General features: G+C 66.8%; 25 protein-coding genes. 10 read left to right on the top strand and 15 right to left on the bottom strand.

Annotated elements, in window-relative coordinates; translation table 11 throughout:
- Nucleotides 1-4: 4 nt before the first annotated feature.
- Nucleotides 5-661 carry an ArsR/SmtB family transcription factor gene (locus QLQ83_RS12655; protein ID WP_282735879.1) on the bottom strand — a complete coding sequence of 219 codons (657 nt, stop codon included), beginning with the start codon at nt 659-661 and terminating at the stop codon, nt 5-7.
- A 107-nt stretch (nt 662-768) separates the two neighbouring features.
- On the opposite strand from QLQ83_RS12655, the gene QLQ83_RS12650 reads away from it, so the two are divergent.
- The 3 genes from QLQ83_RS12650 (at nt 769) to QLQ83_RS12640 (ending at nt 3,272) form a co-directional block, all read left to right on the top strand.
- The gene (locus QLQ83_RS12650) at nt 769-1,113 is read left to right on the top strand and encodes a DsrE/DsrF/TusD sulfur relay family protein (RefSeq protein WP_282735878.1); all 345 of its coding nucleotides are present in this window, start codon (nt 769-771) and stop codon (nt 1,111-1,113) included.
- Between the two features lie 50 nt (nt 1,114-1,163).
- Entirely contained in the window at nt 1,164-2,381 is a 1,218-nt protein-coding gene (locus tag QLQ83_RS12645; protein WP_282735877.1) for an MFS transporter, read from the top strand.
- Between the two features lie 96 nt (nt 2,382-2,477).
- Entirely contained in the window at nt 2,478-3,272 is a 795-nt protein-coding gene (locus QLQ83_RS12640; RefSeq protein WP_282735876.1) for an MFS transporter, read from the top strand.
- 89 nt (nt 3,273-3,361) lie between these two features.
- Here QLQ83_RS12640 and QLQ83_RS12635 read toward each other — a convergent pair whose 3' ends face one another.
- On the bottom strand, nt 3,362-4,636 hold the full coding sequence (locus tag QLQ83_RS12635) for an O-acetylhomoserine aminocarboxypropyltransferase/cysteine synthase family protein (RefSeq protein WP_282735875.1): 1,275 nt from the start codon (nt 4,634-4,636) through the stop codon (nt 3,362-3,364).
- A gap of 144 nt (nt 4,637-4,780) precedes the next feature.
- On the opposite strand from QLQ83_RS12635, the gene QLQ83_RS12630 reads away from it, so the two are divergent.
- Entirely contained in the window at nt 4,781-6,499 is a 1,719-nt protein-coding gene (locus QLQ83_RS12630; RefSeq protein WP_282735874.1) for a SulP family inorganic anion transporter, read from the top strand.
- An 11-nt stretch (nt 6,500-6,510) separates the two neighbouring features.
- Here the strand turns inward: QLQ83_RS12630 and lhgO are convergent, their stop codons facing one another.
- A complete protein-coding gene (gene lhgO, locus QLQ83_RS12625) occupies nt 6,511-7,710 on the bottom strand; it encodes an L-2-hydroxyglutarate oxidase (protein WP_282735873.1) in 1,200 nt (399 codons plus the stop codon).
- Nucleotides 7,711-7,853: 143 nt separating this feature from the next.
- Between lhgO and csiR the strand changes: the two genes are divergently transcribed.
- Complete coding sequence (gene csiR, locus QLQ83_RS12620; protein ID WP_282735872.1) at nt 7,854-8,540, top strand: DNA-binding transcriptional regulator CsiR; 687 nt, start codon at nt 7,854-7,856, stop codon at nt 8,538-8,540.
- 178 nt (nt 8,541-8,718) lie between these two features.
- Entirely contained in the window at nt 8,719-8,931 is a 213-nt protein-coding gene (locus QLQ83_RS12615) for a hypothetical protein (RefSeq protein ID WP_282735871.1), read from the top strand.
- Between the two features lie 34 nt (nt 8,932-8,965).
- On the opposite strand, the gene QLQ83_RS12610 is transcribed toward QLQ83_RS12615, so the two are convergent.
- Genes QLQ83_RS12610 through QLQ83_RS12600 form a run of 3 tightly spaced genes read right to left on the bottom strand, consistent with a single transcriptional unit; the run spans nt 8,966 to nt 11,375 of the window.
- The gene (locus tag QLQ83_RS12610; RefSeq protein WP_282735870.1) at nt 8,966-9,898 is read right to left on the bottom strand and encodes a 5-oxoprolinase subunit C family protein; all 933 of its coding nucleotides are present in this window, start codon (nt 9,896-9,898) and stop codon (nt 8,966-8,968) included.
- Entirely contained in the window at nt 9,895-10,623 is a 729-nt protein-coding gene (gene pxpB, locus QLQ83_RS12605) for a 5-oxoprolinase subunit PxpB (protein ID WP_282735869.1), read from the bottom strand. Before pxpB ends, QLQ83_RS12610 begins: the two co-directional genes overlap by 4 nt.
- Complete coding sequence (locus QLQ83_RS12600) at nt 10,620-11,375, bottom strand: 5-oxoprolinase subunit PxpA (protein ID WP_282735868.1); 756 nt, start codon at nt 11,373-11,375, stop codon at nt 10,620-10,622. Before QLQ83_RS12600 ends, pxpB begins: the two co-directional genes overlap by 4 nt.
- A gap of 201 nt (nt 11,376-11,576) precedes the next feature.
- Between QLQ83_RS12600 and QLQ83_RS12595 the strand changes: the two genes are divergently transcribed.
- The 4 genes from QLQ83_RS12595 (at nt 11,577) to QLQ83_RS12580 (ending at nt 15,205) form a co-directional block, all read left to right on the top strand.
- Nucleotides 11,577-12,578, top strand: coding sequence for a TRAP transporter substrate-binding protein (locus QLQ83_RS12595; protein WP_282735867.1), 1,002 nt, complete (start codon nt 11,577-11,579; stop codon nt 12,576-12,578).
- Between the two features lie 215 nt (nt 12,579-12,793).
- Complete coding sequence (locus QLQ83_RS12590) at nt 12,794-13,345, top strand: TRAP transporter small permease (RefSeq protein ID WP_282735866.1); 552 nt, start codon at nt 12,794-12,796, stop codon at nt 13,343-13,345.
- Nucleotides 13,346-13,361: 16 nt separating this feature from the next.
- Nucleotides 13,362-14,657 (top strand): TRAP transporter large permease, encoded by a 1,296-nt coding sequence (locus tag QLQ83_RS12585; protein WP_282735865.1) that lies wholly within the window; start codon nt 13,362-13,364, stop codon nt 14,655-14,657.
- Between the two features lie 29 nt (nt 14,658-14,686).
- Entirely contained in the window at nt 14,687-15,205 is a 519-nt protein-coding gene (locus QLQ83_RS12580) for a winged helix DNA-binding protein (protein ID WP_282735864.1), read from the top strand.
- An 18-nt stretch (nt 15,206-15,223) separates the two neighbouring features.
- On the opposite strand, the gene QLQ83_RS12575 is transcribed toward QLQ83_RS12580, so the two are convergent.
- The 9 genes from QLQ83_RS12575 to osmF all read right to left on the bottom strand — a co-directional run bounded on the left by QLQ83_RS12575 (nt 15,224) and on the right by osmF (nt 25,848).
- Nucleotides 15,224-16,024 (bottom strand): hypothetical protein, encoded by an 801-nt coding sequence (locus tag QLQ83_RS12575; protein ID WP_282735863.1) that lies wholly within the window; start codon nt 16,022-16,024, stop codon nt 15,224-15,226.
- A 51-nt stretch (nt 16,025-16,075) separates the two neighbouring features.
- The gene (locus tag QLQ83_RS12570; protein WP_282735862.1) at nt 16,076-17,923 is read right to left on the bottom strand and encodes a protein kinase domain-containing protein; all 1,848 of its coding nucleotides are present in this window, start codon (nt 17,921-17,923) and stop codon (nt 16,076-16,078) included.
- Between the two features lie 161 nt (nt 17,924-18,084).
- On the bottom strand, nt 18,085-19,701 hold the full coding sequence (locus QLQ83_RS12565; RefSeq protein ID WP_282735861.1) for a dihydrolipoyllysine-residue acetyltransferase: 1,617 nt from the start codon (nt 19,699-19,701) through the stop codon (nt 18,085-18,087).
- A gap of 29 nt (nt 19,702-19,730) precedes the next feature.
- A complete protein-coding gene (locus tag QLQ83_RS12560; protein ID WP_282735860.1) occupies nt 19,731-20,708 on the bottom strand; it encodes an alpha-ketoacid dehydrogenase subunit beta in 978 nt (325 codons plus the stop codon).
- Between the two features lies 1 nt (nt 20,709).
- Nucleotides 20,710-21,924: a thiamine pyrophosphate-dependent dehydrogenase E1 component subunit alpha gene (locus QLQ83_RS12555; protein WP_282735859.1), complete on the bottom strand. Its 1,215-nt coding sequence runs from the start codon at nt 21,922-21,924 to the stop codon at nt 20,710-20,712.
- A gap of 164 nt (nt 21,925-22,088) precedes the next feature.
- Nucleotides 22,089-22,817 carry an ABC transporter permease gene (locus tag QLQ83_RS12550; protein ID WP_282735858.1) on the bottom strand — a complete coding sequence of 243 codons (729 nt, stop codon included), beginning with the start codon at nt 22,815-22,817 and terminating at the stop codon, nt 22,089-22,091.
- The gene (locus QLQ83_RS12545; RefSeq protein ID WP_282735857.1) at nt 22,810-23,754 is read right to left on the bottom strand and encodes an ABC transporter ATP-binding protein; all 945 of its coding nucleotides are present in this window, start codon (nt 23,752-23,754) and stop codon (nt 22,810-22,812) included. Before QLQ83_RS12545 ends, QLQ83_RS12550 begins: the two co-directional genes overlap by 8 nt.
- Nucleotides 23,751-24,911 carry an ABC transporter permease gene (locus QLQ83_RS12540; protein ID WP_282735856.1) on the bottom strand — a complete coding sequence of 387 codons (1,161 nt, stop codon included), beginning with the start codon at nt 24,909-24,911 and terminating at the stop codon, nt 23,751-23,753. Before QLQ83_RS12540 ends, QLQ83_RS12545 begins: the two co-directional genes overlap by 4 nt.
- Nucleotides 24,912-24,918: 7 nt before the next feature.
- Nucleotides 24,919-25,848, bottom strand: coding sequence for a glycine betaine ABC transporter substrate-binding protein OsmF (gene osmF, locus QLQ83_RS12535; RefSeq protein ID WP_282735855.1), 930 nt, complete (start codon nt 25,846-25,848; stop codon nt 24,919-24,921).
- Nucleotides 25,849-25,854: the final 6 nt, after the last annotated feature.

The raw sequence follows: 25,854 nt of genomic DNA, 5'->3' as shown, positions 1-25,854 counted from the left end.
GGCCTCAGGTCACGGGAAGACCCGCCGCCTTCCATTCGGGATAGCCTTCCTCGAAGCGCCTGACGCGATAGCCGAGCTGGCGCAGCCGCTGCACGGCCTCATGGGACAGCGCACAATAGGGGCCACGGCAGTAGGCGATGATCTCCCTGTCGTGGGGCAGCCTGTCCAGCATCTCCTCCAACTGTGCCAGGGGGATATTGATCGCCTCGGGCAGGTGGCCGGACTCGAACTCGTCCGTGGGGCGCACGTCCAGCAGTACCACCTTGCCGCTTTCCAGCCCGGCCAGCAGCTCGTGTCGAGAGACCGCCTCTAGGCTTCCCCCCGCATCGTCCTCGGCAAACAGTCGTCCGACCAGGCGTTCCATCTCGGCCAGGTTGGACTCGGCCACCTGCCGCATCAGCCCCATGAGGCTGACGATGCGCTCGTCGGTCAGGCGGTAGATCATCTGCTTGCCGGCGCGAGTGGCGGTGACGAGCCCCGCACGCCGCAGCTGCTGCAGGTGCTGGGAGGCATTGCCCACCGTGAGGCCGGTGGTGACGGCCAGCGTCTCCACCGCGGCATCCCCCTGCGCCAGCCGCTCCAGCAGCGCCAGGCGATGGCCGTTGCCCAGGGCACGTGCGACCTGGGCCAGGGTATCGAGAAGGTCTTGTTGCGAGGTCATCGGTTCATCTCGGCTCGGAAGGCGAAGGGGCTCTGTCGCTTGACAGCAGATCGTGGTCACGACCATCATTCTATCACTTCATAGAATGACAGCAAGGAAACCGCGCCATGCAGACCCTCATCATCATCAACGATCCCCCCTACGGTACCGAAAGGCTCTACAACGGCCTTCGTCTGGCCCATGCGTTGATCAAGCGCGAACATGAGGTCACCCTCTTCCTGCTGGGCGATGCGGTATCCGGCGCCAAGACGGGACAGAAGACCCCGGACGGCTTCTACAACACCGAACGCATGGTCAAGCGCGTCACGACCAAGGGGCGGGTCCTGCTGTGCGGCACCTGCATGGATGCCCGCGGGCTTACCGATGACGAGGTGGTGACGGGTGCCAAGCGCAGTACCATGGACGCCCTGGCCGAGGCCACCGAACAGGCCGACAGGGTGCTGACATTCTGAGACCTGTCCCCTTGAGCCGAACCACCCCATCCCGAACAAGAGAAATACCCATGGCGCCGGTATCCCGGGAAAAGCGCAACGTGGCCATCCTGGTCACCAGCCAGACCCTGTTCATCATCGCCATGGTGACGGTGATGACCCTGAGTGGCGTGGTCGGCCAGCAGTTGAGCCCCACCCCGGGGCTCGCCACGCTGCCCATTGCCATCATGATGCTGGGTACCGTGATCTCCACCCTGCCGGCGTCCCTCTACATGAAGCGGGTGGGCCGGAGACGCGGGTTCATCACCGGGGCCACCCTGGGCGGCGTGGGTGGCGGGCTGGTCAGTTTCGCGGGCATCGCCACGGGTTCCTTCTGGCTGTTCTGCGCCGGCAACCTGCTGCTCGGCCTCTATCAGGGGTTTGCCATGTACTACCGTTTCGCCGCGGTCGACGTGGCAAGCCCGGGGTTTCGCAGCCGGGCGATCTCCTTCGTCCTGGCCGGCGGCATGGTGGCAGCCTTCCTGGGTCCCTGGAACGCCAGTGCCGCCAGGGACCTGATCGCTGGCGTGCCCTCGGGTGGCCCCTATCTGGTGATCGCGCTGCTCGCCCTGGTGGCCATCGGCCTGCTGAGCCGACTCAGGGTGCCCGCCAGCGGCGAGCCAAAGCCCGGTGACGCCTCACGCCCCATGAGCACCATTGCCCGTCAACCCAGCTTCGGGGTTGCCGTGCTGGCCGGCGCCGTCGGCTACGCTGTCATGACCCTGGTGATGACTGCTACCCCGCTGGCCATGCGTGCCCAGGGCTTCGAGATGGGCCAGGTCGCCTTCATCATGCAGTGGCACGTGCTGGGCATGTTCGCCCCGTCGTTCATCACCGGCAGCCTGATCGCGCGCTTCGGCGTGGACCGTATCCTGCTGATGGGGGCCGCGCTGTTGGCCGGTTCGGCGGTGGTGGCCGCCACGGGCCTCAGCATCGTCCATTTCTGGATATCGCTGGTGCTGCTGGGCATCGGCTGGAACTTTCTGTTCGTGAGCGGCAGTGCCCTGCTCTCCTCCGTCCACTTCGAGGTCGAGCGCGGCAAGGTGCAGGGCATCAACGACCTGATCATCTTCTCGCTGGTGGCCCTCGGCGCACTGATGGCCGGGCAGCTGCTCCATCGGCTGGGCTGGGAAGCCCTCAATCTGGCGATGTTGCCCCTGGCCCTGCTGGTAACCCTGGCCACGCTATGGTTCCGACTGAGTGCTGACCCACAGCCGGCGGGCAGTTCCTCGACGACATCCGAAAGGTAGGGACGCTCTGGTGTTCCCTGGCGACTCCACCGAGGCCAACCACCTGGCGAGGTATCGACACCGGCCAGTCCCAGTACCAGTACCAGAGGAAACACCATGACACCCGACCCGGCCCAGGAGCGCTACACGCACGGCATCCGCGAGAACCTCCACCAGTTCAGCCATCAATTGGGCCAGGTGTTTCTGGTCGGCCTGACCATCGGGATGATGCGTACCGTGGTCCCGGCGCTGGCCGAGTCGGCGTTCGGCGTCGCCGAGGGCTCCTTCATGATGCTGACGTCGTTCGTGGTCGCCTTCGGCTTCGTCAAGGGCACTCTCAACTTCGGGGGACTGGGCATGGCGCTGCTCTACCCGAACCTGAGTGCGGCAGTGGCCGATATCTCGCACCCCAACTGGCGCAGCTCCGCCATCGGCATCTACCGCTTCTGGCGCGACCTGGGCTATGGTATCGGGGCCCTTGGCTTCGGCCTGGTGGCCCATCTGTCGGGTGCCGTCACCGGTGGCTTCTGGTTCGTCGCCATCGCCATGTTTCTCTCCGGTGCCCTGGTCATGCTGTGGGGAGAAGAGACCCATCCGCGACTCAACCCGGCGCCGCACCACGATCGGAAAGACCGTCCACCATCACCAGGAGGCAGCCCGATGAGCGAACGACCAAATGAAGATCGACCCAAGGCAACCCCGGAGCTTGCGGCGTTGATACATGACTTCATGGATCCCGGGAGCACCACCCTCCGCCAGGTACGGGAGTTGTTGATGGGGGATGACCTCATGGTCTCCGATGGCGGCGAGATCATGTACCCCCAGGACAGGAAGTGGCTGGTCAACGAGTTGGATGAGCTGATCGACCGCCACGGCCTCGATGCTCCCGCGAAGGAGGTCCTTGGCGACTGACGCGCCGCAGCCCCCATGATGCCCCTCTCACCCCCGCTACCGTCGCTGGACCCGGTGTCGGGGGTGGGAATCTATGGCCCGATGCGCCGTCAGGCCTGACTGGCGGCCAGGGCCTGCTCCAGGTCGGCGAGGATGTCGTCGACATGCTCGATGCCGATGGAGAGGCGCACCATGTCGGGCCTCACGCCGGCTGCCTCGAGCTCCTCGTCGTTGAGCTGTCGGTGGGTGGTGGCGGCCGGGATCGACGAACAGGTCTTGGCGTCGCCGATATTGACCAGCCGCAGGATCATGCCCAGCGCGTCATAGAAGCGCGCCCCGGCCTCGCGACCGCCCTGGATGCCGAAACTGAGGATGCCCGAGGCACGCCCGCCCATGTAGCGCTGCGCCAGGGCGTGATCCTTGTGACTCTCGAGGCCCGCGTACTGCACCCAGGTCACCGACGGGTGTCCCTCGAGGTACTGAGCCACCTTCTGGGCGTTGTCGCAGACACGCTCGATGCGCAGCGACAGGGTCTCAAGGCCCTGCAACAGGTTCCAGGCCGCCTGGGCGGAAAGCGCCGCCCCCATATTGCGCAGCGGTACCACCCGGGCACGGCCGATGAAGGCGGCCTCGCCCAGGTCGCGGGTGTAACAGACACCGTGGTAGGAGACATCCGGCTCGTTGAGCAGCGGGAAGCGGTCGGGGTGATCGGCCCAGGGGAAACGGCCGGAATCGACGATCACCCCGCCCACGGTGGTGCCATGGCCGCCGATATACTTGGTCGCCGAGTGGATAACGATGTCGGCACCGTGCTCGATGGGCCGCCACAGGAAGGGGGTCGGTACGGTGTTGTCGACGACCACCGGCACGCCATGGCGATGGGCGACATCAACCAGAGCCGCCATGTCCACCACGCTGCCAGAGGGATTGCCGACGCTCTCGCAGAACACCGCCTTGGTGCGGGCATCGATCAGCGACTCGAGGCCGGCGATGTCATCCTTGTCGGCGAAGCGCACCTCGATCCCCTGGCGTGGCAGCGTATGGGCGAAGAGGTTGTAGGTGCCGCCGTAGAGCTCGCTGATGGAGACGATGTTGTCACCGGCCTCGGCGATGGTTTGGATGGTGTAGGTGATGGCCGCCATGCCCGACGCCACCGCCAGCCCGGCGATGCCCCCTTCCAGGGCCGCCACGCGCTGCTCGAGCACCGCACAGGTGGGGTTCATGATCCGCGAGTAGATGTTGCCTTCGACCTTCAGGTCGAAGAGGTCCGCGGCATGCTGCGCGCTGTCGAACGAGAACGAGGTAGTCTGGTGGATCGGCACCGCCACCGCGTGCTGGTCATCGGGGGCATAGCCGTGGTGCAGGGCGAGGGTCTCGGGCTTCATGGCGTGTCCTTCTGCGTTGTCATGCGGATCTACTGATTTATCGAATGCTACCCAACCCTGAACCCGGGGACCAATATCGTTTAGTCTGGTAGGCATGCCTCGGGTCCGCTCTCGTCGACCCTGCCACCGACATGGCGAGTAAGGATGCTCAAGCGCTACCTGCCGATCCTCACCTGGCTACCCCACTATACCCGACGACTGGCCGGCGCCGACCTGCTGGCCGGAGTCATCGTCACCGTGATGGTGATACCCCAGTCGCTGGCCTATGCCCTGCTGGCCGGCCTGCCGGCGGTGGTCGGTCTCTATGCCAGCATCCTGCCGGCCATCGCCTACGCCCTACTCGGCACCAGCCGCACCCTGGCCGTGGGCCCGGTGGCGATCATCGCCCTGATGAGCGGCGCGGCCCTCTCCGAGGTGGCCGCCCCGGGCACCTCAGACTACCTGCAGGCGGCCCTGGTGCTCTCGCTGCTCTCCGGACTGATGCTCACGGCCATGGGCCTGCTGCGCCTGGGTTTCTTCGCCAACTTCTTGAGCCATCCGGTGATCGCCGGGTTCCTCTCCGCCTCGGCGGTGCTAATCGCCGCCAGTCAGGCCGCCCATCTGCTGGGCATCCAGGCGAGCGGCTTCACCGCGCTGGACCTGCTGGTCAGCCTCGGCGGCGAGTTGGGGCAGACCCACTGGCCGACCCTGCTGCTCGGCCTGGGCTGCCTCGTCTTCCTGGTCGGAATGCGACGCTACGGGGAACGGATGCTGCGGGCACTGAGACTGCCAAAGGGGCTCGCCTCACTGCTGGCCCGGGCGGGCCCGGTGCTCGCGGTGGTCGTGACGACGCTGCTGAGCTGGTGGCTGGGACTCGCGGACCGGGGGGTGGCGGTGGTCGGCGCCATCCCCGGGGGGCTGCCACCCCTGAGCCTGCCACCGCTGGATCTGCCGCTGTGGCGCACCCTGCTGATCCCGGCCCTGTTGATCAGTGTGGTGGGGTTCGTCGAATCGATCTCCATGGCCCAGATGCTGGCGGCCAAACGTCGCGAGCGCATCTCGCCCAACCAGGAACTGGTAGGCCTGGGGGGTGCCAACCTCGCCGCGGCCTTCTCCGCTGGCATGCCGGTCACCGGGGGGCTGTCGCGCACGGTGATCAACTTCGAATCCGGGGCCCGCACGCCCATGGCCGGCCTCTTCGCGGCGTTAGGCATCGGCGCGGCGACCCTGGCGCTGACCCCGTTGCTGCAGCACCTGCCCATCGCCACCCTGGCGGCCACCATCACCATCTCCATCCTGACCCTGGTGGATATCCCCCTGGTACGCCAGACCTGGCGCTACTCGCGCAGCGACTTCTCGGCCATGGCAGTGACCATCGTGCTGACCCTGGTGGAGGGGGTGGAGGCCGGCATCATCTCGGGCGTGCTGCTCTCCATCGCCCTCTTCCTCTACCGCACCAGCCGCCCGCACAGCGTACTGGTGGGACGCATCGACGGCACCGAGCACTTCCGCAGCATCGAGCGTCACGAGACCGAAACCGTCAGCCACCTTGCCATGCTGCGCGTCGACGAGAGCCTCTACTTCGCCAATGCCCGCTATCTCGAGGACACCGTCTATGCGCTGGTGGCAAGCCGTCCGGAACTCGAGCACGTGGTGCTGATCTGCTCGGCGGTCAACCTGATCGACGCCTCGGCACTGGAGAGCCTCGACGCCATCAATGCCCGGCTCGAGGACTCGGGGGTCACCCTGCACCTGGCCGAAGTGAAGGGACCGGTGATGGACCGCCTCAAGCACAGCGACTTCCTCGACGACCTCACCGGACGGGTCTTCCTCAGCACCTACGCGGCCTGGCAGGAGCTCAAGCGCTCCCCCGAGGCGTCCTGATGGCGGGCCTGTCAACCGACCTCCACCTGCTCCTTCACCTTGTCGACGATGTAGCGCCCGATGGGCAGCGCCGAGGTGGCCGCCGGTGATGGCGCGTTGCAGACGTTGACGGTGCGCCGCGTGTTGACGAACAGGAAGTCATCGATCAGCCGCCCGTCGCGGGAGACTGCCTGGGCGCGCACGCCCGAAGGCCAGGGCTGGAGGTCATCGAGGGTCAAGTCGGGACAGTAGCGGCGCACCAGAGCCAGGTAGCGGCGACGGGAGAAGGAGTTGCGCAGTTCCTCCAGCCCCGGCCGCACATTGCTGGCCAGCATCCGCCACACCCCGGCATGGGTGAAGAGCCGCGCCAGGTCCGGCAGCGAGACATCCGACTTGCGATATCCCTCGCGGGCCAATGCCAGCACGGCATTGGGGCCAAGGGTCACGCCGCCATCGATCAATGGCGTCAGGTGCAGGCCGAGAAAGGGCATGGCCGGATCGGGGACGGGGTAGACCAGGTGATTGACGATCCCGTCACGCGTCTCCGGCAGGCGGAAGTACTCGCCGCGGAAGGGGCAGATGATGAAGCCGGGATTGCGCCCCAGCATCCTCACGATGCGGTCAGACATCAGCCCCGCGCAGGAGATCAGGTAGCGGGAAGAGAACTCGTCATCGCGGGTCCTGACCACCACCTCGCCGGGGCGCTCGTCGATCCCGGTGACCTCCTGATCGTAACGGATCTGCCCAGCGCGATGCTCGAACTCCTCGGCCATGGCCCGGGTGACCCGGGCATAGTCGACGATGCCGCTGGCGGGCACAAAGATGGCCCCGACCCCGGTGATCCTCGGCTCGCGCTCGCGAAGCGCCTCGGCGGATAGCCACTCGCGTTCGAGACCGTTGGCACCGGTTCGCTCCCAGAGCCCCTGCATGCGCTCGAGTTCGAGGTCGTTGGTGGCCACCAGCAGCTTGCCGCAGATGCGGGTCTCGATGCCATGGGCCTCGCAGAACGCCCGAGTGGCCCGGTTCCCCTCGCGGCAGAAGCGCGCCTTGAGGCTGCCGGGGGCGTAGTAGACCCCGGCATGGATGACACCGCTGTTGCGGCCGCTCTGGTGGTGGGCCGGGCCCGACTCCTTCTCCAACAGCAGGATGCGCCGATCGGGAAAGGTCTCGCTCAGCTGCATGGCGGTGGACATGCCGAGGATACCCCCGCCTATGATGATGAAGTCGTACAAGGCTCACCTCGGAATGACAGGCATGTGACCGGAGAATATCCATGTTCTCCGACTGTTTCCATTTTTCGATGATCCACGGCACGATTCACCACAGTGGCGATGATTGGGTATGATGACTGCCACATTCGGAACGACAGCACGCCATGGACACCTCCTCGAAACAGAACCTGGGCGTCAGTGCCTACCACTGGCTGAAACGCGACATCATCCGCGGCGTCTTCTCGCCCGGCGAGAAGCTGCTGATGAGTGGTCTCAAGGACCGATACGGGCTGGGCATCGGCCCCCTGCGCGAGGCGCTGTCGCAGCTGGTGGCCGAGAGCCTGGTCGTGGCCATCAGCCAACGTGGCTATCGGGTAGCGCCCATGTCGCTGTCGGAACTCGCCGATCTCTATGACGCCCGGGCCCAGCTCGAGGGTCTCATCCTGGAGCTCGCCATCCAACGGGGTGGCGACGACTGGGAGGCCGACATCCTGGCCAAGGCCCATACGCTGGCCAAGGTGACGGAGGTCAACAGCTCCGAGGAACTGCTCGACGTCTGGGACACCCGCCACAAGGCCTTCCATACCGCCATCGCCGCCGGCTGCAACTCCCCCCACCTGCTGAAAGTCCGCGAGAGCCTGTTCGACCAGGTGGAGCGCTACCGTCATCTCTGGCTACGGGAGACGGTTTTCTCCGCCGAGGCCCTTGAGCGCAAACGGCGCGAACATGCCGCCCTGGTGGAGGTCATCCTCTCCCGCGATGCAAAACGCGCCGCCGGGATGATGCGCGAGCACCTGATGACGCCGGTCCCCATCATCACCGAGGTCATGCGACGGCGGGAACTGGCGTGAGGTGGCATTCGCCCCGGTTGAGGCCAGGACCTCCATTACGCGACTGACAGCTGTCATACCGCCGTCATCACCAGGCATGAAACTTCCCGTCAGACACCTCCTGAACGACAGGCCAATGTTACACTCAGGATACATTCCATGCGCCCGGGGACCCGGCGCCAGCCCCAGGAGACAGACCATGCCCCACCTGCTGAGATTCCCCCGCGACCTGGAAGCCCGCCTGGAGCGCGCCAGCCACCACACCGGCATCACCAAGGCCGAGCTGATCGAGCGCCTGGTGCAGGACGGGCTGGCCGACCTGGAGACCCAGCTGCTCCTCGAGGATACGGCAACACCCCGCGCCGAGCGCAGCATCGACCAGTTGCTGCGCGAGAGTGGCCTGGGTGCCTGAAAGAGTTGCCTGAGGCGCCGCCTGATGCGGCGCCTCAAGCGAAACCGGCGCGAAAGCGACGATAGGCCGCCAGGGCCTGTTCGGTCGAGACCGCCTTCAGTCTCACCTCCTGCCCCGGCAGGCACTGGGCCAGCCGTGAGCAGGCAAGCGGCGTGAGTGCGCCGAGCCGAGGGTAGCCGCCGATGGTCTGGCGGTCATTGAGCAGGGCAATCGGCTGGCCGTCGGGCGGCACCTGCACCGCCCCCAGGCCGATCCCTTCGGAGATCATGCTGGTCATCCGGCATTGAAGCCGCGGGCCGGTCAGGCGCACCCCCATGCGATCGGCACGATCGTCCACCCGCCAGTCTGCATTGAACGCCCGAAAGAGGCTCGCCCCGCTGAACTCGCTTATCTGGGCGCCCGGCAGCAGCGCCAGCTCGGCCGGCCCGCGATAGTCGACCCGCGCCTCACGGGGGGCCTCGCTGCCGGCGGAGGTGCGACACGGCGTGACCTGCAGAGTGTCGCCCTCGGCCAGCCGATGACCCTTGCCATCATGGCCGCCCAGCCCTTCGCGCACCACACAGGCCACGCTGCCCAGCACCGGCTCCGCCGCGAAGCCACCGGCCACCGCCAGGTAGGCCCTCAGGCCGTTGACCGGCGCACCGAAGGCGAGCCGCTGGCCCGCCTTGACGGAGAGTGATCGCCAGCCGGCGAGCGGCTCGCCTTCCAGGGTCGCGAACAGGTTCGCCCCCGCCACCGCCAGCACCAGATCGCGTTCGGCCACGAGCTCGAGGCCGCCGAAAGTCACCTCCAGAGCCGGGGTCCCCCAGGCGTTGCCCACCAGGTGGTTGGCCCAGGCCCAGCCGTGCAGGTCGACCGGTCCGCCCTGGGTCACCCCCAGCCGCCGCACGCCGAAGCGACCGGCATCCTGGAGCAGCGCCAGGGGGCCGGCCCGCGCCACCCTCAGACCATCTTTCGCAGGCGTCATGATCCCTCCTCCATCGCGCGGGTGTCGCCACCCAGACGCTCGAACTCGTTACGCTCGATGGGCACGAAACGTACACGGTCACCCACCTGGAGCAGGCTGAAACCCTCACGGTCACGGTCGAAGAGTACTGCCGGCGTCCGGCCGATCAGGTTCCAGCCACCCGGAGTGACCGTGGGATAGGCCGCGGTCTGCCTTCCGGCAACGGCCACGCTGCCGGCCGGCACGCGGCGCCGTGGAGTATCCAGGCGCGGGGCTTCGATCCTGGGATCGACGCTACCCATGAAGGCAAAGCCCGGTGCGAAGCCCAGGGCGAATACCCGGTAGCTGCGCTCACTATGGCAGGCCACCACCTCGTCGAGGCTCATGCCTGCAAGCTCGGCCAGTCGCGACAACTCGGGCCCCACCGAGGCGTCGTACCAGACCGGCAGTTCCTTGACCGGTGCATCCGCCGCTTCCTCGTCGGGTTGCAGCCGCTGCAGGAGCTCGACCAGCTGTTTCCTGGCCTCGCCTGCCGAGAGTCGCAACGGGTCGAAGACCACCAGCAGAGTGGTATAGGACGGCACCAGATCCACCAGGCGGTCGCCAAAAGCCGTCTCGCACTCCCTCACCAGGGCGGTGAGCCAGGGCATGTTGCCCTCGTCGATGGCATCGAACAGACGCACCATCCAGCCGTCCAGCCCGGCGGGCTCGAGGCGCGGCAGCCCCTGAGGAAACCGACCGCTCATGAGGCACTCGCCAGGTCATTGAGCGCCTGACGGATCGCCTTGATGGCGGCGACCGACTCGGGGTTGTCGCCATGCACGCAGAGGGTATCGGCGGCAAGCACGAGGTCGCTGCCGTCGCTGGCCGTTAGCGGCTCGCCGCGGGCGATGCGCTGCGCCTGGTCGACGATCACCTCGGGGTCGTGGTGCACGGCCCCCATCTCTCGCCGGGAGACCAGCCGCCCCTCGGCATCGTAGGCGCGATCGGCGAAGGCCTCGAACCACAGGGTCACGCCATGCCGCTCGGCCAGTTCCCGCGCTGCAGCGGTATCCCGGGTGGCCATCACCATCAACGGCAGGCGTACATCGTAGGCCACCAGCGCGCGCATCACCGCATCGAGGATCTCGGGGTCGCGCATCATGTCGTTATAGAGCGCCCCGTGGGGCTTGACGTAACCGACCTCCAGGCCCTCGGCCCGGCAGACCCCGGCCAGGGCACCGACCTGGTAGAGCACCAGGTTCTCGACCTCCTCGGCCGAGCAGGCCATCGAACGGCGTCCGAAGCCCACCATGTCCGGGTAGGCGGGGTGGGCGCCCACGGTGACGTCATGGCGCTTGGCCAGCCGCACGGTCATGCGGATCACGTCGGGGTCGGAGGCGTGAAAACCACAGGCCACGTTGGCCAGGTCCACGTGGGGCATCACCTCGTGGTCCAGGCCCATGACCCAGGGACCGAAGCTCTCGCCCATGTCGGCATTGAGCAGCAGGGTCTTCATGATCCACCTCCTCTGAGCTACGTTATGACGAGAATTTATCAACGTTTTATCGATAAGACATCGTTCTTTAGTCTACACATCGTTGACTGGGCGTCGATCGCCTGCCTAACCTTCCTCGCGAACAGTCGCTAGACTCCTTCTGGACGGCCCGCTGTCCGACGACCTGCAGCGACAACAAGAACCCGACACGAGGAACCGCACATGACTGCCCGCTTCCCCCTCTTGCATCTGACCTCGGCTGCCTCCATCGGTATCAGCCTAGCCACCCTGGGCAGCACCGCCCAGGCCGCGACCGAATGGGACATGCCCACGCCCTACGGCGACATGACCTTCCACACCGTCAACATCCGCGAGTTCGCCGACGAGGTGCGCGAGGCCACCGATGGCGAACTGGACATCACCGTGCACTCCAACGGCTCGCTGATCGGCCACGCCGAGATCAAGAACTCGGTGCGTCGCGGCATCGTGCCCATCGGCGAGCTGATCATGTCCCGCCTGGCCAACGAGAACCCGATCTTCGAGGTCGACTCGGTTCCCTACCTGGCCTCCAGCTACGAGGATGCCCAGACCCTGTGGGAGGCCTCACGGGAGGTCATCGCCGAGGAGCTTGCCGAACAGCAGCTGCGTCTGCTCTTCGCCGTCCCCTGGCCGCCCCAGGGCATCTACACCAACCAGGCCATCGAGTCCGGCGACGACCTCAAGAACCTCAGCATGCGTGCCTACAACACCGCCAGCGAACGGATCGCCCAGCTGGTCGGCGCCGTGCCGACCCAGGTCGAGGTACCGGACATCCCCACCGCCTTCAGCACCGGCCGCGTCGACGCCATGATCACCTCACCGGCCACCGGCGCCGACACCAAGGCCTGGGACTACCTGAGCCACTTCAACCACGCGCAGCTGTGGCTGCCGAAGAACATGGTGATCGTCAGCGAGAAGGCCTTCTCGCGCCTCGACGAGGCCACCCAACAGGCGGTCCTGGACGCAGCCGCCGAGGCCGAGACGCGGGGCTGGGAGATGAGCCGTCAGGAGACCGATGATGCCCTCGCGGTGCTCAAGGAGAACGGCATCGAGGTCAGCGAGCCGACCCCGGAACTCGCCGAGCTGCTCAAGGAGATCGGCGCGACCATGACCGAGGAGTGGGCCGGCCGCGCCGGTGACCAGGGGGCCGCCATCCTCGAGGCTTACGAGGCCGCCCGCGACTGAACCCGCCACCCGCCGGGGCTCAAGGAGCCTGTCGGGCTTGACACTGATCTACTGCGAGATCCGGTCTTTCGGCCAACTTCATTCGATCTGATTCGTTAAATAGCGGGCTATTCGCCTTATCAGATCGATAAACTCGTCTCGAAATCCGAACCTCTCGTCACGATCGGTCAAGACCGACAGGCTCCCACGCCCCGGCCCTGCTTCCGGTTACCGCCATGACCTATCGTCTGCGACCGCTCTATAACCTGGGCGGCTACCTGGCCGCTTTCTGCCTGTGCCTAATCTGCGTCCTGATCACGTCCCAGATCCTCGGGCGCATCATCGATCGCATCGCCACCGGGATCGGCGGTGAACGCATCGGCCTGGCGATCCCCGGCCTCTCGGAGATCTCCGGCTTCCTGCTGGTCGGCGCCAGCTTCCTGGGGCTCGCCTACACCTTCGTCCACGGCGGCCATATCCGCGTGACGCTGCTGATCGGGCGGCTCCCCGCGGCGCCGCGGGCCTTCGTCGAGCTCTTCTGCCTGAGCATTGCCCTGGTGCTCAGCCTCTATCTCGGCTGGTACCTCTACTGGCTGCTGGACGACAGCATCGCCTTCAACGAGACCTCCTACGGTCTGCTGAGCATCCCGCTATGGATCCCCCAGTCGGCCATGCTCAGCGGCGTGGCGCTGTTCTGCCTAGCGCTGGCCGAGGCCTGGCTGGCCACCCTGGTGACCGCCGTGACCCGGCCCTCCACCTTCACCATCGACGACAGCGGCCAGGAATGAGCCAGGGAGACACACCATGCTCGTGATGATGACGGTTCTCTTCGCCACCCTGCTGCTGATGCTCGGCAGCGGCGTCTGGGTAGCCTTCTCCCTGCTGGGGCTGGGCTGGCTGGGGCTCTCGCAGTTCACCTCGGTGCCGACCGGCGATGTGCTCGCGTCCAACGTTTGGGGGGAGAGCTACAGCTGGGAGCTCACCGCCCTGCCGATGTTCATCTGGATGGGCGAGATCCTGTTCCGATCGCGGCTCGCCGACGACATGTTCACCGGCCTGTCGCCCTGGATGCAGCGCATTCCGGGTCGCCTGCTGCATACCAACGTGATCGGCTGTGGCCTGTTCGCCGCCGTCTCCGGCTCCTCGGCGGCCACCTGCGCCACCATGGGCAGGATGACCATTCCCGAGCTCACTCGCCGCGGCTATGACGAAAAGCTGGTCATCGGCACACTGGCCGGCTCGGCAACCCTCGGCCTGCTGATCCCGCCTTCGATCATCCTGATCGTCTACGGGGTGGCCACCGACCAGTCCATTGCCCGCCTCTTCATGGCTGGCATCTTCCCCGGCCTGCTGCTGATCTCGCTGTTCGCCGGCTATCTGATGCTCTGGTCGTGGCGCTTCCCGGACAAGATCCCCCCCGCCGAGACCGGCCTGCCGCTGGGCGAGAAGCTACGTCGGGCACGCCGCCTGATTCCCCTGCTGGCCCTGATCGTGGGGGTCATCGGCTCGATCTATGCCGGCCTGGCCTCCCCCACCGAAGCGGCCGCCGTGGGGGTGGTGCTTTCACTGCTGCTGGCCAGTACCCAGGGCACCATGGACGGCACGGTGTTTCGCGACGCCCTGCTCGGGGCGGTACGCACCTCGACCATGATCGCCTTCATCCTGGCAGGCGCCGCCTTCCTCACCGCCGCCATGGGCTTCACCGGGCTACCCCGGGAACTCGCCGCCTGGATCGGCACCATGGGGCTGTCGCCGTTCATGCTGCTCGCGGCGCTGACCCTCCTGTTCATCCTGCTGGGCTGCTTCCTGGACGGCATCTCGGTCGTGGTGCTGACCACCTCCATCATGCTGCCCATGGTCGAGGCCGCCGGCATCGACCTGATCTGGTTCGGCATCTACCTGGTGATCGTGGTGGAGATGTCGCAGATCACCCCGCCGGTGGGCTTCAACCTCTTCGTGCTTCAGGGCATGACAGGGCGCAATATCCTGTCGATCGCCTGGGCGGCCATGCCGTTCTTCTTCCTGATGATGCTCGGTGTCGTGCTGATCAGCCTCTTCCCCGGCATCGTCACCTGGCTGCCACAGGCCATGGGCAACTGAGCATGGACAACAGGGAAAAGGAGCACCAAGTGACACGCATACGGACACCTCGCGGCCCCATCGTCTCCTCGGAGCACCTGTCGCGCAGCAGTCAGGAGCTCTCGGAGTTCGAGTTCGGCCTGATCATCGCCGGGCATGCCTTCGACCGCTGGATGGTGCGCTGCATGACGGCCACCGGCTATCCGGAACTCGGCGCCCTGGACGTGCTGGTGCTTCACAGCGTCAACCATCGGGAGCGGGCCAAGCGCCAGGCAGACATCTGCCTGGTGCTCAACGTCGAGGATACCCACACGGTGACCTATGCCCTGAAGAAGCTGGCCCGGCTGGAACTGGTGGCCGGCGAGAAGCAGGGCAAGGAGACCTACTTTCGCACCACCGACCTGGGGCGGGACGCCTGTGGCCGCTATGCCGAGATCCGCGAGGCCTGTCTGGTCGACTCGCTCTCCTCCATGGGTATCGAGCGCGAGGAGATGAGTCGCCTGGCGGGACTGCTGCGGGCCATGTCCGGGCTCTATGACCAGGCCGCCCGCTCCGCCGCCTCGCTCTAGCCGAATGCGGCGCCTGGGCTAGGCAGACGCGCGCGGGTAGAGCCGGCGGGCCCGCCACAGGCTGAACATGAACAGCAGGAAGCTCGTCATCATCGACGCCGCCAGAGACAGGGCGAAGACCACCATGCCCGGCAGGTGGCCCACGCCGAGATAGCTCACGGCACAGAAGGCAAGCAGGCTCAGCATGCCGCGCTGGGTCATGCTGACGGTCATGCGTGCCACCTCGGCCCCATAGCGCTCATGCAGCGCCCAGGCGATGGTCAGGATACCGACCGGAAAACCCAGAATGACACCGGACAACTCGGGGCCTGACCTCGCCGCCAGGGTAGTCGCCAGGCTCACCACCGCCCCCGCCAGCAGCCCGCGCAGCAGCAGGTCGAGCCACCCCGAGCTTGCCACCACCACCGGCTGCCCCAGTTGCTGCCAGCGATTGACGCCCTCTGCGACCAACAGCACCACCAGGTAAGCGGCAATGGCAGCGAGCAGGCCTCCCGGTATCTGCGTGAACAACAACGCGCCGGGCACCCAGAGCAGGCTGGCCAGCGCCAGGCTGTGCAGGCCCGACAGCCGTGTCGCGGTCAGCACGAAGCTCACGGTGAACAGCAGGGTCGCCACCAGGGCGTGCAGGGTGGAAAGCACGGCGTCCTGCACGAAGCCCGCCGGTTGCTCGCGCAGCATGAAGAAGTAGCCAGGACCCAGGATCACCGGCGTGCCGGCGAGTATGCCACCCAGCCGCGGCCCCAGGCGGCCCACCGAGAGCGCCACGAGAATCACGATGCCGGCAGTCGCCAGCAGCTTGATCAGCATCAGCTGGAGCATGGACGACGATTGACCTCCCTGTCGGACAAGACCGGACTCCGGCCCGGAAGTCTACTCGCTCTCCCGGGTCGCCAACAGCTCGGCAGCCTGCCGAGGATTGCGCGGGTAGAAGCGTTCCGGCTGGCGCTCGATATGGGCGAAGAAGCGCGTGTCCTTGTAGGGCATCTTCATGAAGCCCGACACCCCGAGCCCCTCGATCAGCCCCACCGCCTCGAGGATGTCATCCAGGCGGCCCCGGAACTCCTCCTCCCGGGAGGGGTCGAGCAGCCGATAGTGGCTATGGATCTTCAGGTGCTGGGGCAGCGCCTCGAAGATGATCATGCCGGTGTGGTGAATCTCGTTGAGCGCCTCCAGCGAGGCGATGATCGCCTCGGGCAGGACAAGAAATTCCTCCGGGTCCGGGCCATCCTCGAAGTAGCTGTGCAGGCGTGAGCGGTCCTCCAGCTCAGGCACCGCGCTGACCTCATAGTGCAGCCGCATCCCGGGCAGGATCTCGAAGGGCTGGTCCACGCTCTCCCGGTCCAGGTGCAGGGTATCGCGGGCATTGAACAGGCAGCTCTTGAAGATGCCGCGACGGTGAATCGCCCGGGCCAGGGTGACCATGTTGTTGACCGCGGCGATAAAGGCCGCGCGTCGCTCCGGGGCGTGCAGGTTGAGCGAGGTGTCGATATAGACCCCTTCGGCCTCCCAGCGCACGGCCAGCCCGCCCACCACCGGGTACTTGCCCAGCCGGCTCACCGCCGCCAGGAAGGCCTTCTCGGTCTCCCCCATGTTCTGCATGAAGTTCTTGTAGTAGCGATCGAGCTGGACGTCGTTGACGTCGTTGAGGGTCTCGCGACCGCCCTCCTCGCGCAGGAAGGACTTGCGCGAGCTGTAGACCACGGTATCGATCTCGCGACCGGCCGGGCGACTCCAGACCGGCACCAGGGGGGGCTCCTGGGGCGTGGGGAGGTCAAGCATCACCAGACGGGCGAGCCGGGGCATCTCGCGGATGAAGTGGTCGCCGGCGCGCATGCGGGTGCGTGGGTCAGGATCGAGCATGCCATCGAGCATGCGCGCGAACTCCATGGGCAATCCCAGGGAGGTGGCGGGAATGGCCCGGTGGCCGAAGCGACAGGACTGGGCCGAGGCCAGGGCATAGAGGGTGGCCGCCGCCCCCTGCTCGTCGAAGCGAGGCGACGAGAGCGCCCCGTTGAGCTGCTCCTCGCCGATGAAGTAGACATCCCCCAGTCGCGCGTTGGTCTGCTGCAGGTTGTCCGACATCAGCTCCATGACGTTGGTCGCCACGAACTGCAGGCTGGCGTCGAGCTGGGCGAAGACCGAGGAGCCCCAGTCGATCAGGGCGATGGTCTCCTGGGCATCATCGAAGACCAGGTTGGAGGGCTTGATATCGCCATGCACCACCGGCCTGCCGGCCGGTCCGCTCTCGCGGCGAAGGGTGCGCAGGATATCGGCCAGTTGGTCGGCAATGCGCACCACCAGGCGCGGCGACAGGCGTCCCTCATGCAGCGAGACCTCCTCCATGTTGAAGCCCGGGGCGCGCTGCATCACCAGGATCGACTGGCTGCGCACCCGCTGGAAGACAATCAGCTTGGGCACCCGGGGGTGATCGACCTGCTCCAGCATGAAGGCCTCTTCCTCGAGGCGATCCTGGAGGTGCTGGGGCAGGTTGACGCGGGTGAACTTGAAGACGTACTGCTCACCGAGCCCGGTGAGCCCGGCGAAGACGAAACCGTAGGCGCCCTTGCCGATCAGTTCGATATTCCGGTAACCCAGCTGTTCCAGCTGGGCCTGACACAACGCCACCCACGCCTTGAGCTTGCGGGCGTCGTCATGGCTGAGCAGGTAGATCGACTGCTCTTCCGGAATATAGAACTGCTGAAGGGACGCCTGGGTCATCGCATTACCCTAGAATGTTGGAGAAGCGCTGATTCATGTCGCGAGCGATGAGAGGCTGGCCGCCGCCGGAGCGGAGCAACCGGAGTTGACTGGCTGCTCAATGAGGATTGCGAGCACCGCCGGCGGCCAGGATATCGAGCGCAGCAATGAATCAGGGTTTCTCATCCCAAGTGCAGGAGCATGCTCTCCGGCGCTTCGAGATAGCCCTTCCAGGCGTTGCAGAAGCGGGCGATGGTGCCACCATCGATCAGGCGATGATCCCCCGCCCAGGTGATGGTCATGATCGCCCGCTTGACCACCCTGTCCTGCTCGTCGAAGCGCGGCAGCCACTGGGTCTTGCCGATGGCGACGATGGCCACCTCCGGGGCATTGATGATCGGCGCCGCATAGGTCCCGCCCAGTGCCCCGATGTTGGAGATGCTGATGGTGCCCCCCTTCAGGTCGGATGACGCTACCCTGCCCTCGCGGGCCCCGGCGGTCAGCCGCTGGATCTCGCCGGCGATCTCCAGCAGGGTCAGTCGCTCCACCCCCTTGACGTTGGGCACCATCAGCCCCGCCTTGCCGTCCACGGCCATGCCGATGTTGCAGGACGGCAGGTAGTGGATCTCGTCACCTGCCTCGTTGAGGCGGCTGTTGAGGATCGGGAAGTCACGAATCGCCAGCGCCATGGCCTTCATGAAGAAGGGCATCAGCGTCAGGCGCGCATCAAGGGCCTGAGCCTCGGGCTTGAGGCGTTCGCGCAGCGCCAGCAGCTCGGTGACATCGAGCTCCTCGCCGTACTGGAAGTGCGGGATCATCGAGGCCGAGGCCACCATCTGGCGGGCCATGGCGGCCCGAACGCCGCGCAAGGGCTCGACGCGAACCTCCGCCTCGCCCGTCGATGGCCGGGCCGACGGCACCGCCTCTCGGGCGGGCGCCGGCTCCGCGGCGGCCGTGCCGCCGCGCTCCAGGAAGGCCTGGACATCTTCCTTCAGCACCCGCCCCTGCTTGCCGGATCCCGGCACCTGCTCGAGGCGCAACCCATGCTCACGCAGCAGGCGCCGCACCGCGGGGCTCGCCGGAATTCGCCCGTGGGGGCCAAGTCCACTGGCCTGCGGAGCCGCAGCCGACGAGCTCGCGGCCATGTCCGGACCAGGAGCTGGACGCGGGGCAGATTCGGCGGGCGCCGGTGCCGTCGAGGCGGTCTCGTCCATGTCCTCGGTATGCTCCGGGGCGTAGGCAAACAGCGGGGCATGGACGCGGGCAATCTCGCCCTTGGGAACATGCAGCCGGGTGACCGTCCCTGCCTCGGGGGCAGTGATTTCCATCATGGCCTTGTCGGTCATCACATCCACGACCGGCTGGTCCTCCTCGATGACGTCACCCTCGGCGATGCGCCATTCGACCACCTCGCACTCCACGATCCCCTCGCCAAGGTCCGGCAGGATGAAATCCCTGGACGTGGCGCCCCGGGGCGCTGCCTGGGGGGCCTTCTGCGTCAGGGTCTGCTCGACCGCGGGGGACTCCTCCTGCTTGTCCGACGTTGCCGGTGCGTGTGCCTCGCCTTCGGCCTCGTAGGCAAAGAGCGGCGCATGGACCTTGGCGATCTCGCCCTTGGGCACGTGAAGCCGGGTGACCCGCCCCGCCTCCGGCGCGGTGATCTCGACCAGCGCCTTGTCGGTCATCACCTCGACCACCGGCTGGTCCTCTTCGATGACGTCACCCTCTTTGATGCGCCACTCGACTACCTCACACTCCACGATACCTTCGCCGATATCGGGCAGCTTGAACTCTGTCATCTTGTCTCTCCTGTCCTGAACCCGGGTCGTCAGAAATTCACACTGGCGCGGATGGCCTCGACGATCTTCAGGTGATCCGGCAGGTACTCCTTCTCCAGCGTCAGCGGGAAGGGCGTATCCAGGCCGGTCACCCGGGCAATGGGCGATTCCAGGTACAGGAAGCAGCGCTCCTGGATGGCCGCGGCGATCTCGCCGGCGAAGCCCCCGGTGCGCGGCGCCTCGTGGGTAACCACCAGCCGGCCGGTCTTGAACACCGACTCGGCCACGCTGTCCTGGTCCCAGGGCAGCAGGGTGCGCAGGTCGATCACCTCGCAGGAGATGCCGTCCTTCTCGGCCAGTTCCACGGCACGGTCGATCACCTCCATCTGGGCGCCCCACCCCACCAGGGTCACATCGGTGCCCTCCTTGGTCACCTCGGCCTCGCCGATGGGCAGCTGGTAGTCCTCCTCCGGCACCTCGCCGACCGCGGCACGGTAGAGGCGCTTGGGCTCGAAGAAGATCACCGGATCGGGATCACGAATGGAGGCCAGCAAGAGCCCCTTGGCCTGATAGGGGTCGCGGGGCACCACGATCTTGAGACCGGGCGTATGCGCGAAGTAGGCCTCGGGCGACTGGGAATGGTAATGGCCGCCGGCGATGCCGCCGCCGTAGGGGGCACGGATGGTCAAACCGCCGACGTTGAAGAGGTCGCCGGAGCGGTAGCGGAACTTGGCCGTCTCGTTGACGATCTGGTCGAAGGCCGGAAAGATGTAGTCGGCGAACTGGATCTCCGCGACCGGCACCGAGCCCTGGGCGGCCAGTCCGTTGGCAAAGCCGATGATGCCCTGCTCCACCAGCGGTGTATTGAAGCACCGCGCGCGGCCGTACTTTTCCTGCAGGTGGCTGGTGGCACGGAAGACGCCGCCGAAGCTGCCCACGTCCTCGCCGAAGCAGAGCACCTTGTCGTCCTCGCCCATGGCGATGTCCAGGGCGTTGTTGATGGCCTGCAGCATGTTCATGGTCGGCATCTCACTCCCCTCCCTTGGCAGCGACGTCGTCACCGGCGCGCACGTCCGGGTCCAGGGAGCGCGCTCCCTTCGGGTAGGCCTCCGGATACTGGCGGATATGGGTCTTCAAAGCGTCGAGCTGACGCTGCAGCTCCGGGGTGACATCCGCATAGACATCGGTCACCAGACTGTCCAGGGGCGGTGGCGGGCGCTTCTCGGCACGCTTCATGGTCTCCAGCACCTCGCGGCGCAGGCTCTCCTGAAGGGCCTTCTCTTCCTCCTCGCTCCACCAGTCCAGGTCGATCAGCCAGCGCTGCATGCGCAGGATCGGATCCTTCTCGCGCCAGGCCTCCTCCTCCTTCTTCGAGCGGTAGCCTGAGGGGTCATCCGAGGAGGAGTGGGCGGCCAGGCGATAGCTCATGGCCTCGATGAGCACCGGCTGGTTGTGCTCCACGGCGATCCGGCGTGCCTCCCGGGTGGCGGAGTAGACTGCGAGGATGTCGTTGCCATCCACGCGGATCACGTGCATGCGATAGCCGAAGGCCCGGGGTGCCACGCCATCGGCGGCGAACTGCTCGATGGACGGGGTGGAGATCGCATAGCCGTTGTTGCGGCAGAAGAAGATCACCGGTACCTCGTGCACCGCCGCCATGTTTAGGGCGGCATGGAAGTCGCCCTCGGAGGCGGCACCCTCGCCGAAGAACACCGTAGTGCACTGGCCATCGCCGGCGAGCTTCTGGCCATAGGCATAACCGGTGGCCTGGGGAATCTGGGTGGCCAGCGGCGACGAGATAGTCATGTAGTGGAGCTTGCGCGACCCGTAGTGGATCGGCATCTGGCGGCCCTTGCCGTAGTCCAGCTCGTTGCCGAACAGCTGGTTCATGAACTCGTCGAAGGTGAAGCCGCGATAGACCAGGGCGCCCTGCTCACGATACTGCGCCATGATCATGTCGGCATCGTCGAGCGCCGCCGTGGCGCCGATCACCGCGGCTTCCTCGCCGGTGCACTGCATGTAGAAGGAGAGCCGGCCCTGTCGCTGGGCGGCGAGCATTCGCTCGTCGAGCACGCGGGTGGCCACCATGGCGTGGTAGATGGCCAGGGCCTTGTCGTGTTCCAGGCCGGGTGCCCTGGCGCCCTCGTGGAGGGTGCCGTCCTGCTTGAGCAGCCGGAAGGTGGGAATGCTGAACTCGTCACCGGCCAGGAAGGTCGGCTCGTGGATATCCGGTGTTGTTGTCATCGTCGTGATCCTGTGCCCCTTTTGGGGGCAGTGTTGTCTTTAATGTTCCGATCCGCCAGGGGGTCGCCCCGGGGCCGGTCAACGCAACAGGATTGACGTTAACGTAAACTGGCGAGCTTGGGTAGACCCGAAAGTCGAAATGGGCGCCTGCCTGTGCCGACCGATCAGCGGGAACCGGCCAGCGGCAGTCGACTGAACAGGCTGTCCACACTGATCGCCAGCAGGCCGATCAGCAGCGCCCCCTGGACCACATAGGCGGTGTTGCCGTTGACGATTCCCGAGATGATCGGATCGCCCAGGTTGCTCGCCCCCACGGTGGCGCCGATGGCCGCCGTGGCGATGTTGATGGTGACCGAGGTGCGGATCCCGGCAAGGATCACCGGCGCGGCCAGCGGCAGTTCCACCTGGCGCAGGATCTGGCCGCCGCTCATGCCCATGCCACGCGCTGCCTCCATCACTCCTGGGTCGATGCCCTCGAGGCCGGCCAGGGTGTTGCGCACGATCGGCAGCAGGCCATAGAGAAAAAGCGCCACGATGATCGGCAGGGTGCCGAAGCCCAGCACCGGCACCGCCAGTGCCAGCACCGCCACCGGCGGAAAGGTCTGGCCGATCGAGGCCAGCTGGCTGACCAGCGGCAGGAAGTCCCGTCCCCAGCCGCGGGTCGCGGCGATGGCGGCACCCACGCCCACCAGGATGGCCAGCACGGCGGCCACGCTGACCACCAACAGGTGGCGACCCAGCAGGGTCAGGAAGTCGGCACGCTCATAGATCACCTGGCGGCTGTCGGCCTCGATCCAGCGAAACAGCCCCTCCAGCTGTCCCATGCCAAGCGTTGCCGCCAGCAGCAGCGCCAACCAGCAAAGCGGCACGACCCAGCGGCGAAGCTCAGTCATCGCGCCGTGCTCCCACCAGGCGGCGCAGGGAGAGCTCGCCCACCGGCTGGCCGTCGTCGTCCACCACGGTGAGCCGCTCGGCATGACGCCACAGCATCACCGAGAGCGCTTCACGCAGGCTGGCCTGCTGGCCGATCCGCTCGCGAGCCGGGAGGTCATGGCCCAGCGGCTGCATCCGCTGGCTGACCGGCAGCAGTGCCGCCTCCTTCAGGCCACGATCCTCGCCTCCGAACAGCGACTCGACGAAGCCGTCCGCCGGCTCGCGAAGCAGCTCGAGGGGCCACCCCTGCTGCACGATCCGCCCCTGATGCATCACCACCAGATGATCCGCCAGCCGCAGCGCCTCGTCCATGTCGTGGGTAACGAAGACGATGGTCTTGTGAAGCCGGGCCTGCAGCTCGCGCAACTCGTCCTGCAGGCTCTCCCGGGTGATCGGGTCCAGGGCGCCGAAGGGCTCGTCCATCAGCAGGATGTCCGGGTCGGCGGCCAGCGCTCTTGCCACCCCCACTCGCTGCGCCTGGCCGCCGGAGAGCTGGTGGGGATACTTGTGGGCAAACTCCTCCATGGAGAGCCCGAGCAGCGCCATCAGCTCCTCGACCCGCGCCTGGATCCTCGCGGCCGGCCACTTGAGCAGCCGCGGGACCAGCCCGATATTGCGGGCTACCGTCCAGTGGGGAAAGAGACCCGTGCTCTGGATCGCATAGCCCATCCGCCGACGCAGGGTCTCCTGGCGGAAACGGCGAATCTGCTGGCCATCGATGTGAATCTCGCCCTCGCTGTGCTCGATCAGCCGGTTGATCATGCGCAGCGTGGTCGACTTGCCGCAGCCGGAGGTCCCGACCAGCACGCAGAGCTCTCCCTGGGCCACGCTGAGCGAGATATCGTCCACCGCGGTGGCGACGCCGAAGCGCTTGGTGACATGGATCAGGTCGATCATTCGGCCCCTCCCGGGCGCAGGATGTCGGTCAGGGCGCCGAGCAGGGCATCCACCAGCAACGCCAGCACCAGGATGGGGAGCGCGCCCAGCAGGACCAGGTCCATGGCGGCCTGGCCCAGCCCCTGGAAGATGAAGGTCCCCAGGCCGCCGGCCCCGATCAGCGCGGCCACGGCGGTCAGGCCGATGGCCTGTACCGTGGTGATGCGGATGCCCTCGAGGATCACCGGCAGCGCCAGCGGCAGGCGCACCTGACGGAATACCTGGCCCCGGCTCATGCCCATGCCGCGGGCGGCATCGATCACCCCCGGGTCGACGGCCTCCAGGGCGACGAAGGTGTTGCGCACCATGGGCAACAGGCTGTAGCCCACCAGCGCCAGCAGGGCCGGCGCCCAGCCGATGCCGCTGACGCCCAGCGCCGCCAGCCAGTCGACGTGAGCCGAGAGCCAGGCGAGCGGCGCCAGCAGCAGGCCGAAGAGCGCGATGCTGGGGATCGTCTGCAGGAAATTGAGCACCCCGAACCCGGCCTTCTGGACGCCGGGCCAGCGGCGCATGGCCAGCGCCAGGACCACGCCAAGCACCAGGCTCGTCCCCACGGCGACCCCGACCAGCAGCAGGTGCTCGCCGACGGCCCCCAGGAACTGGCCACTGCGGCTGCGATACTCCTGCCACAGCGCCAGGGGTTCCAGCCAGAGGGCGAGGCAGAGTCCCGCGCTGGCCACCGGAGGCAGCAGCAACGCCCAGCCGATAGGTCGCGACAGGACGAGGCGAGTGCGCAGTTCGATCATGAGCAGCAGCAGCAGGAAGAGCGCCACCCAGATGCCGGCCCCGATGCCCAGCCGGGCCTGGGCGCTGTCGGCCAGGGTGACGGCCGACAGCGACAGCCAGACCGGCAGGGCCGACAGCATCAGTACGACCAGCGCGAGCCCCAGGGCGAGGCGACGAGGGGTGGGTCGCCAGGCGAGCCCTGCCAGCGCCAGCCAGGGAACACAGGTGACCAACGCACCGCTGATACCGATGACCTCGGCGACCCGATAGCCGGTGCCCGGCACAATACGATTGGCGGCCACGCTGACCGTGTCCAGCCCCAGCCAGGCCGCCAGGGCGACCAGCGACAGGGTCAGCAGGACGACGTTGGGACCGGCCGTGTCCTGGCGCAAGACGGCCTCAGTCGTCCAGGCTGTCGAGGAAGTCGGCAGCGACCGCCGCAGGATCCCGACCGTTCACGGCCACGTCGCCATTGAGCCGCTGCAGAGTGTCGAGGTCCAGGGCCTGGAAGACCGGCTCGAGCAGGGACTCGATCTCGGGGTAGGTCTCGAGCACCTGCTCGCGCACCACCGGAGCGGGCTGGTAGACCGGCTGCACTCCCAGGGTGTCGTCCATGACCACCAGGTCCAGGGCCTGCAGGCCACCGTCGGTCCCGTAGGTCATGGCCGCATTGACGTCACTGGTCTGCTGGGCCGCGGCACGCATGGTGGCCGCGGTATTGCCGCCGGAGAGCACCAGCAGCTGCTCCTCGGAGAGCTCGAACCCGTAGGCCTCCTGGAAGGCCGGCAGCGCCTGCGGCGACTCGACGAACTCGGCGCTGGCGGCCAGCTTGAACGTCCCCTCGTCGTCGAGGTAGGCCGCCAGGTCCTCGAGGCTTGCCAGATCATGCTCGCGTGCGAGCTCACCGCGCACGCTGATCGCCCAGGTGTTGTTGGCCTCGGCCGGCGTCAGCCAGACCAGCCCGTTGGCCTCGCGGTCCTTCTCGCGCACGGTCTCGAAGGCCTTGTCGGGGTCGTTCCACACCGGGCTGTCGGCCATGTCGAAGAAGAAGGCGCCGTTGCCGGTGTACTCGGGGTAGAGGTCGATCTCGCCGGCGATCAGCGCCTCGCGCACGATGCTGGTGCCGCCCAGCTGGAGACGATCCTCGACCTCGATCCCCCCCTGCTCGAGGCGCTGCAGGATCAGCTGCCCGAGCACCGAGCCCTCGGTATCGATCTTGGAGGAAACCACGACGGGGTCCTGCGCCTGGGCCGAGAGGGCGATGAGGGTGCCGGCGGCCAGCGCCGCGCAACGAGACACTGGGCTGGAAATCAGCGTACGAATCATCATGTTCAC

Origin of the sequence: Halomonas rhizosphaerae (genome assembly GCF_030010555.1) — a bacterium.
Lineage (GTDB): Bacteria > Pseudomonadota > Gammaproteobacteria > Pseudomonadales > Halomonadaceae > Halomonas > Halomonas rhizosphaerae.
Note: the sequence above shows the minus strand (reverse complement) of the source record. Positions and strands in the feature narration are given on the sequence as shown.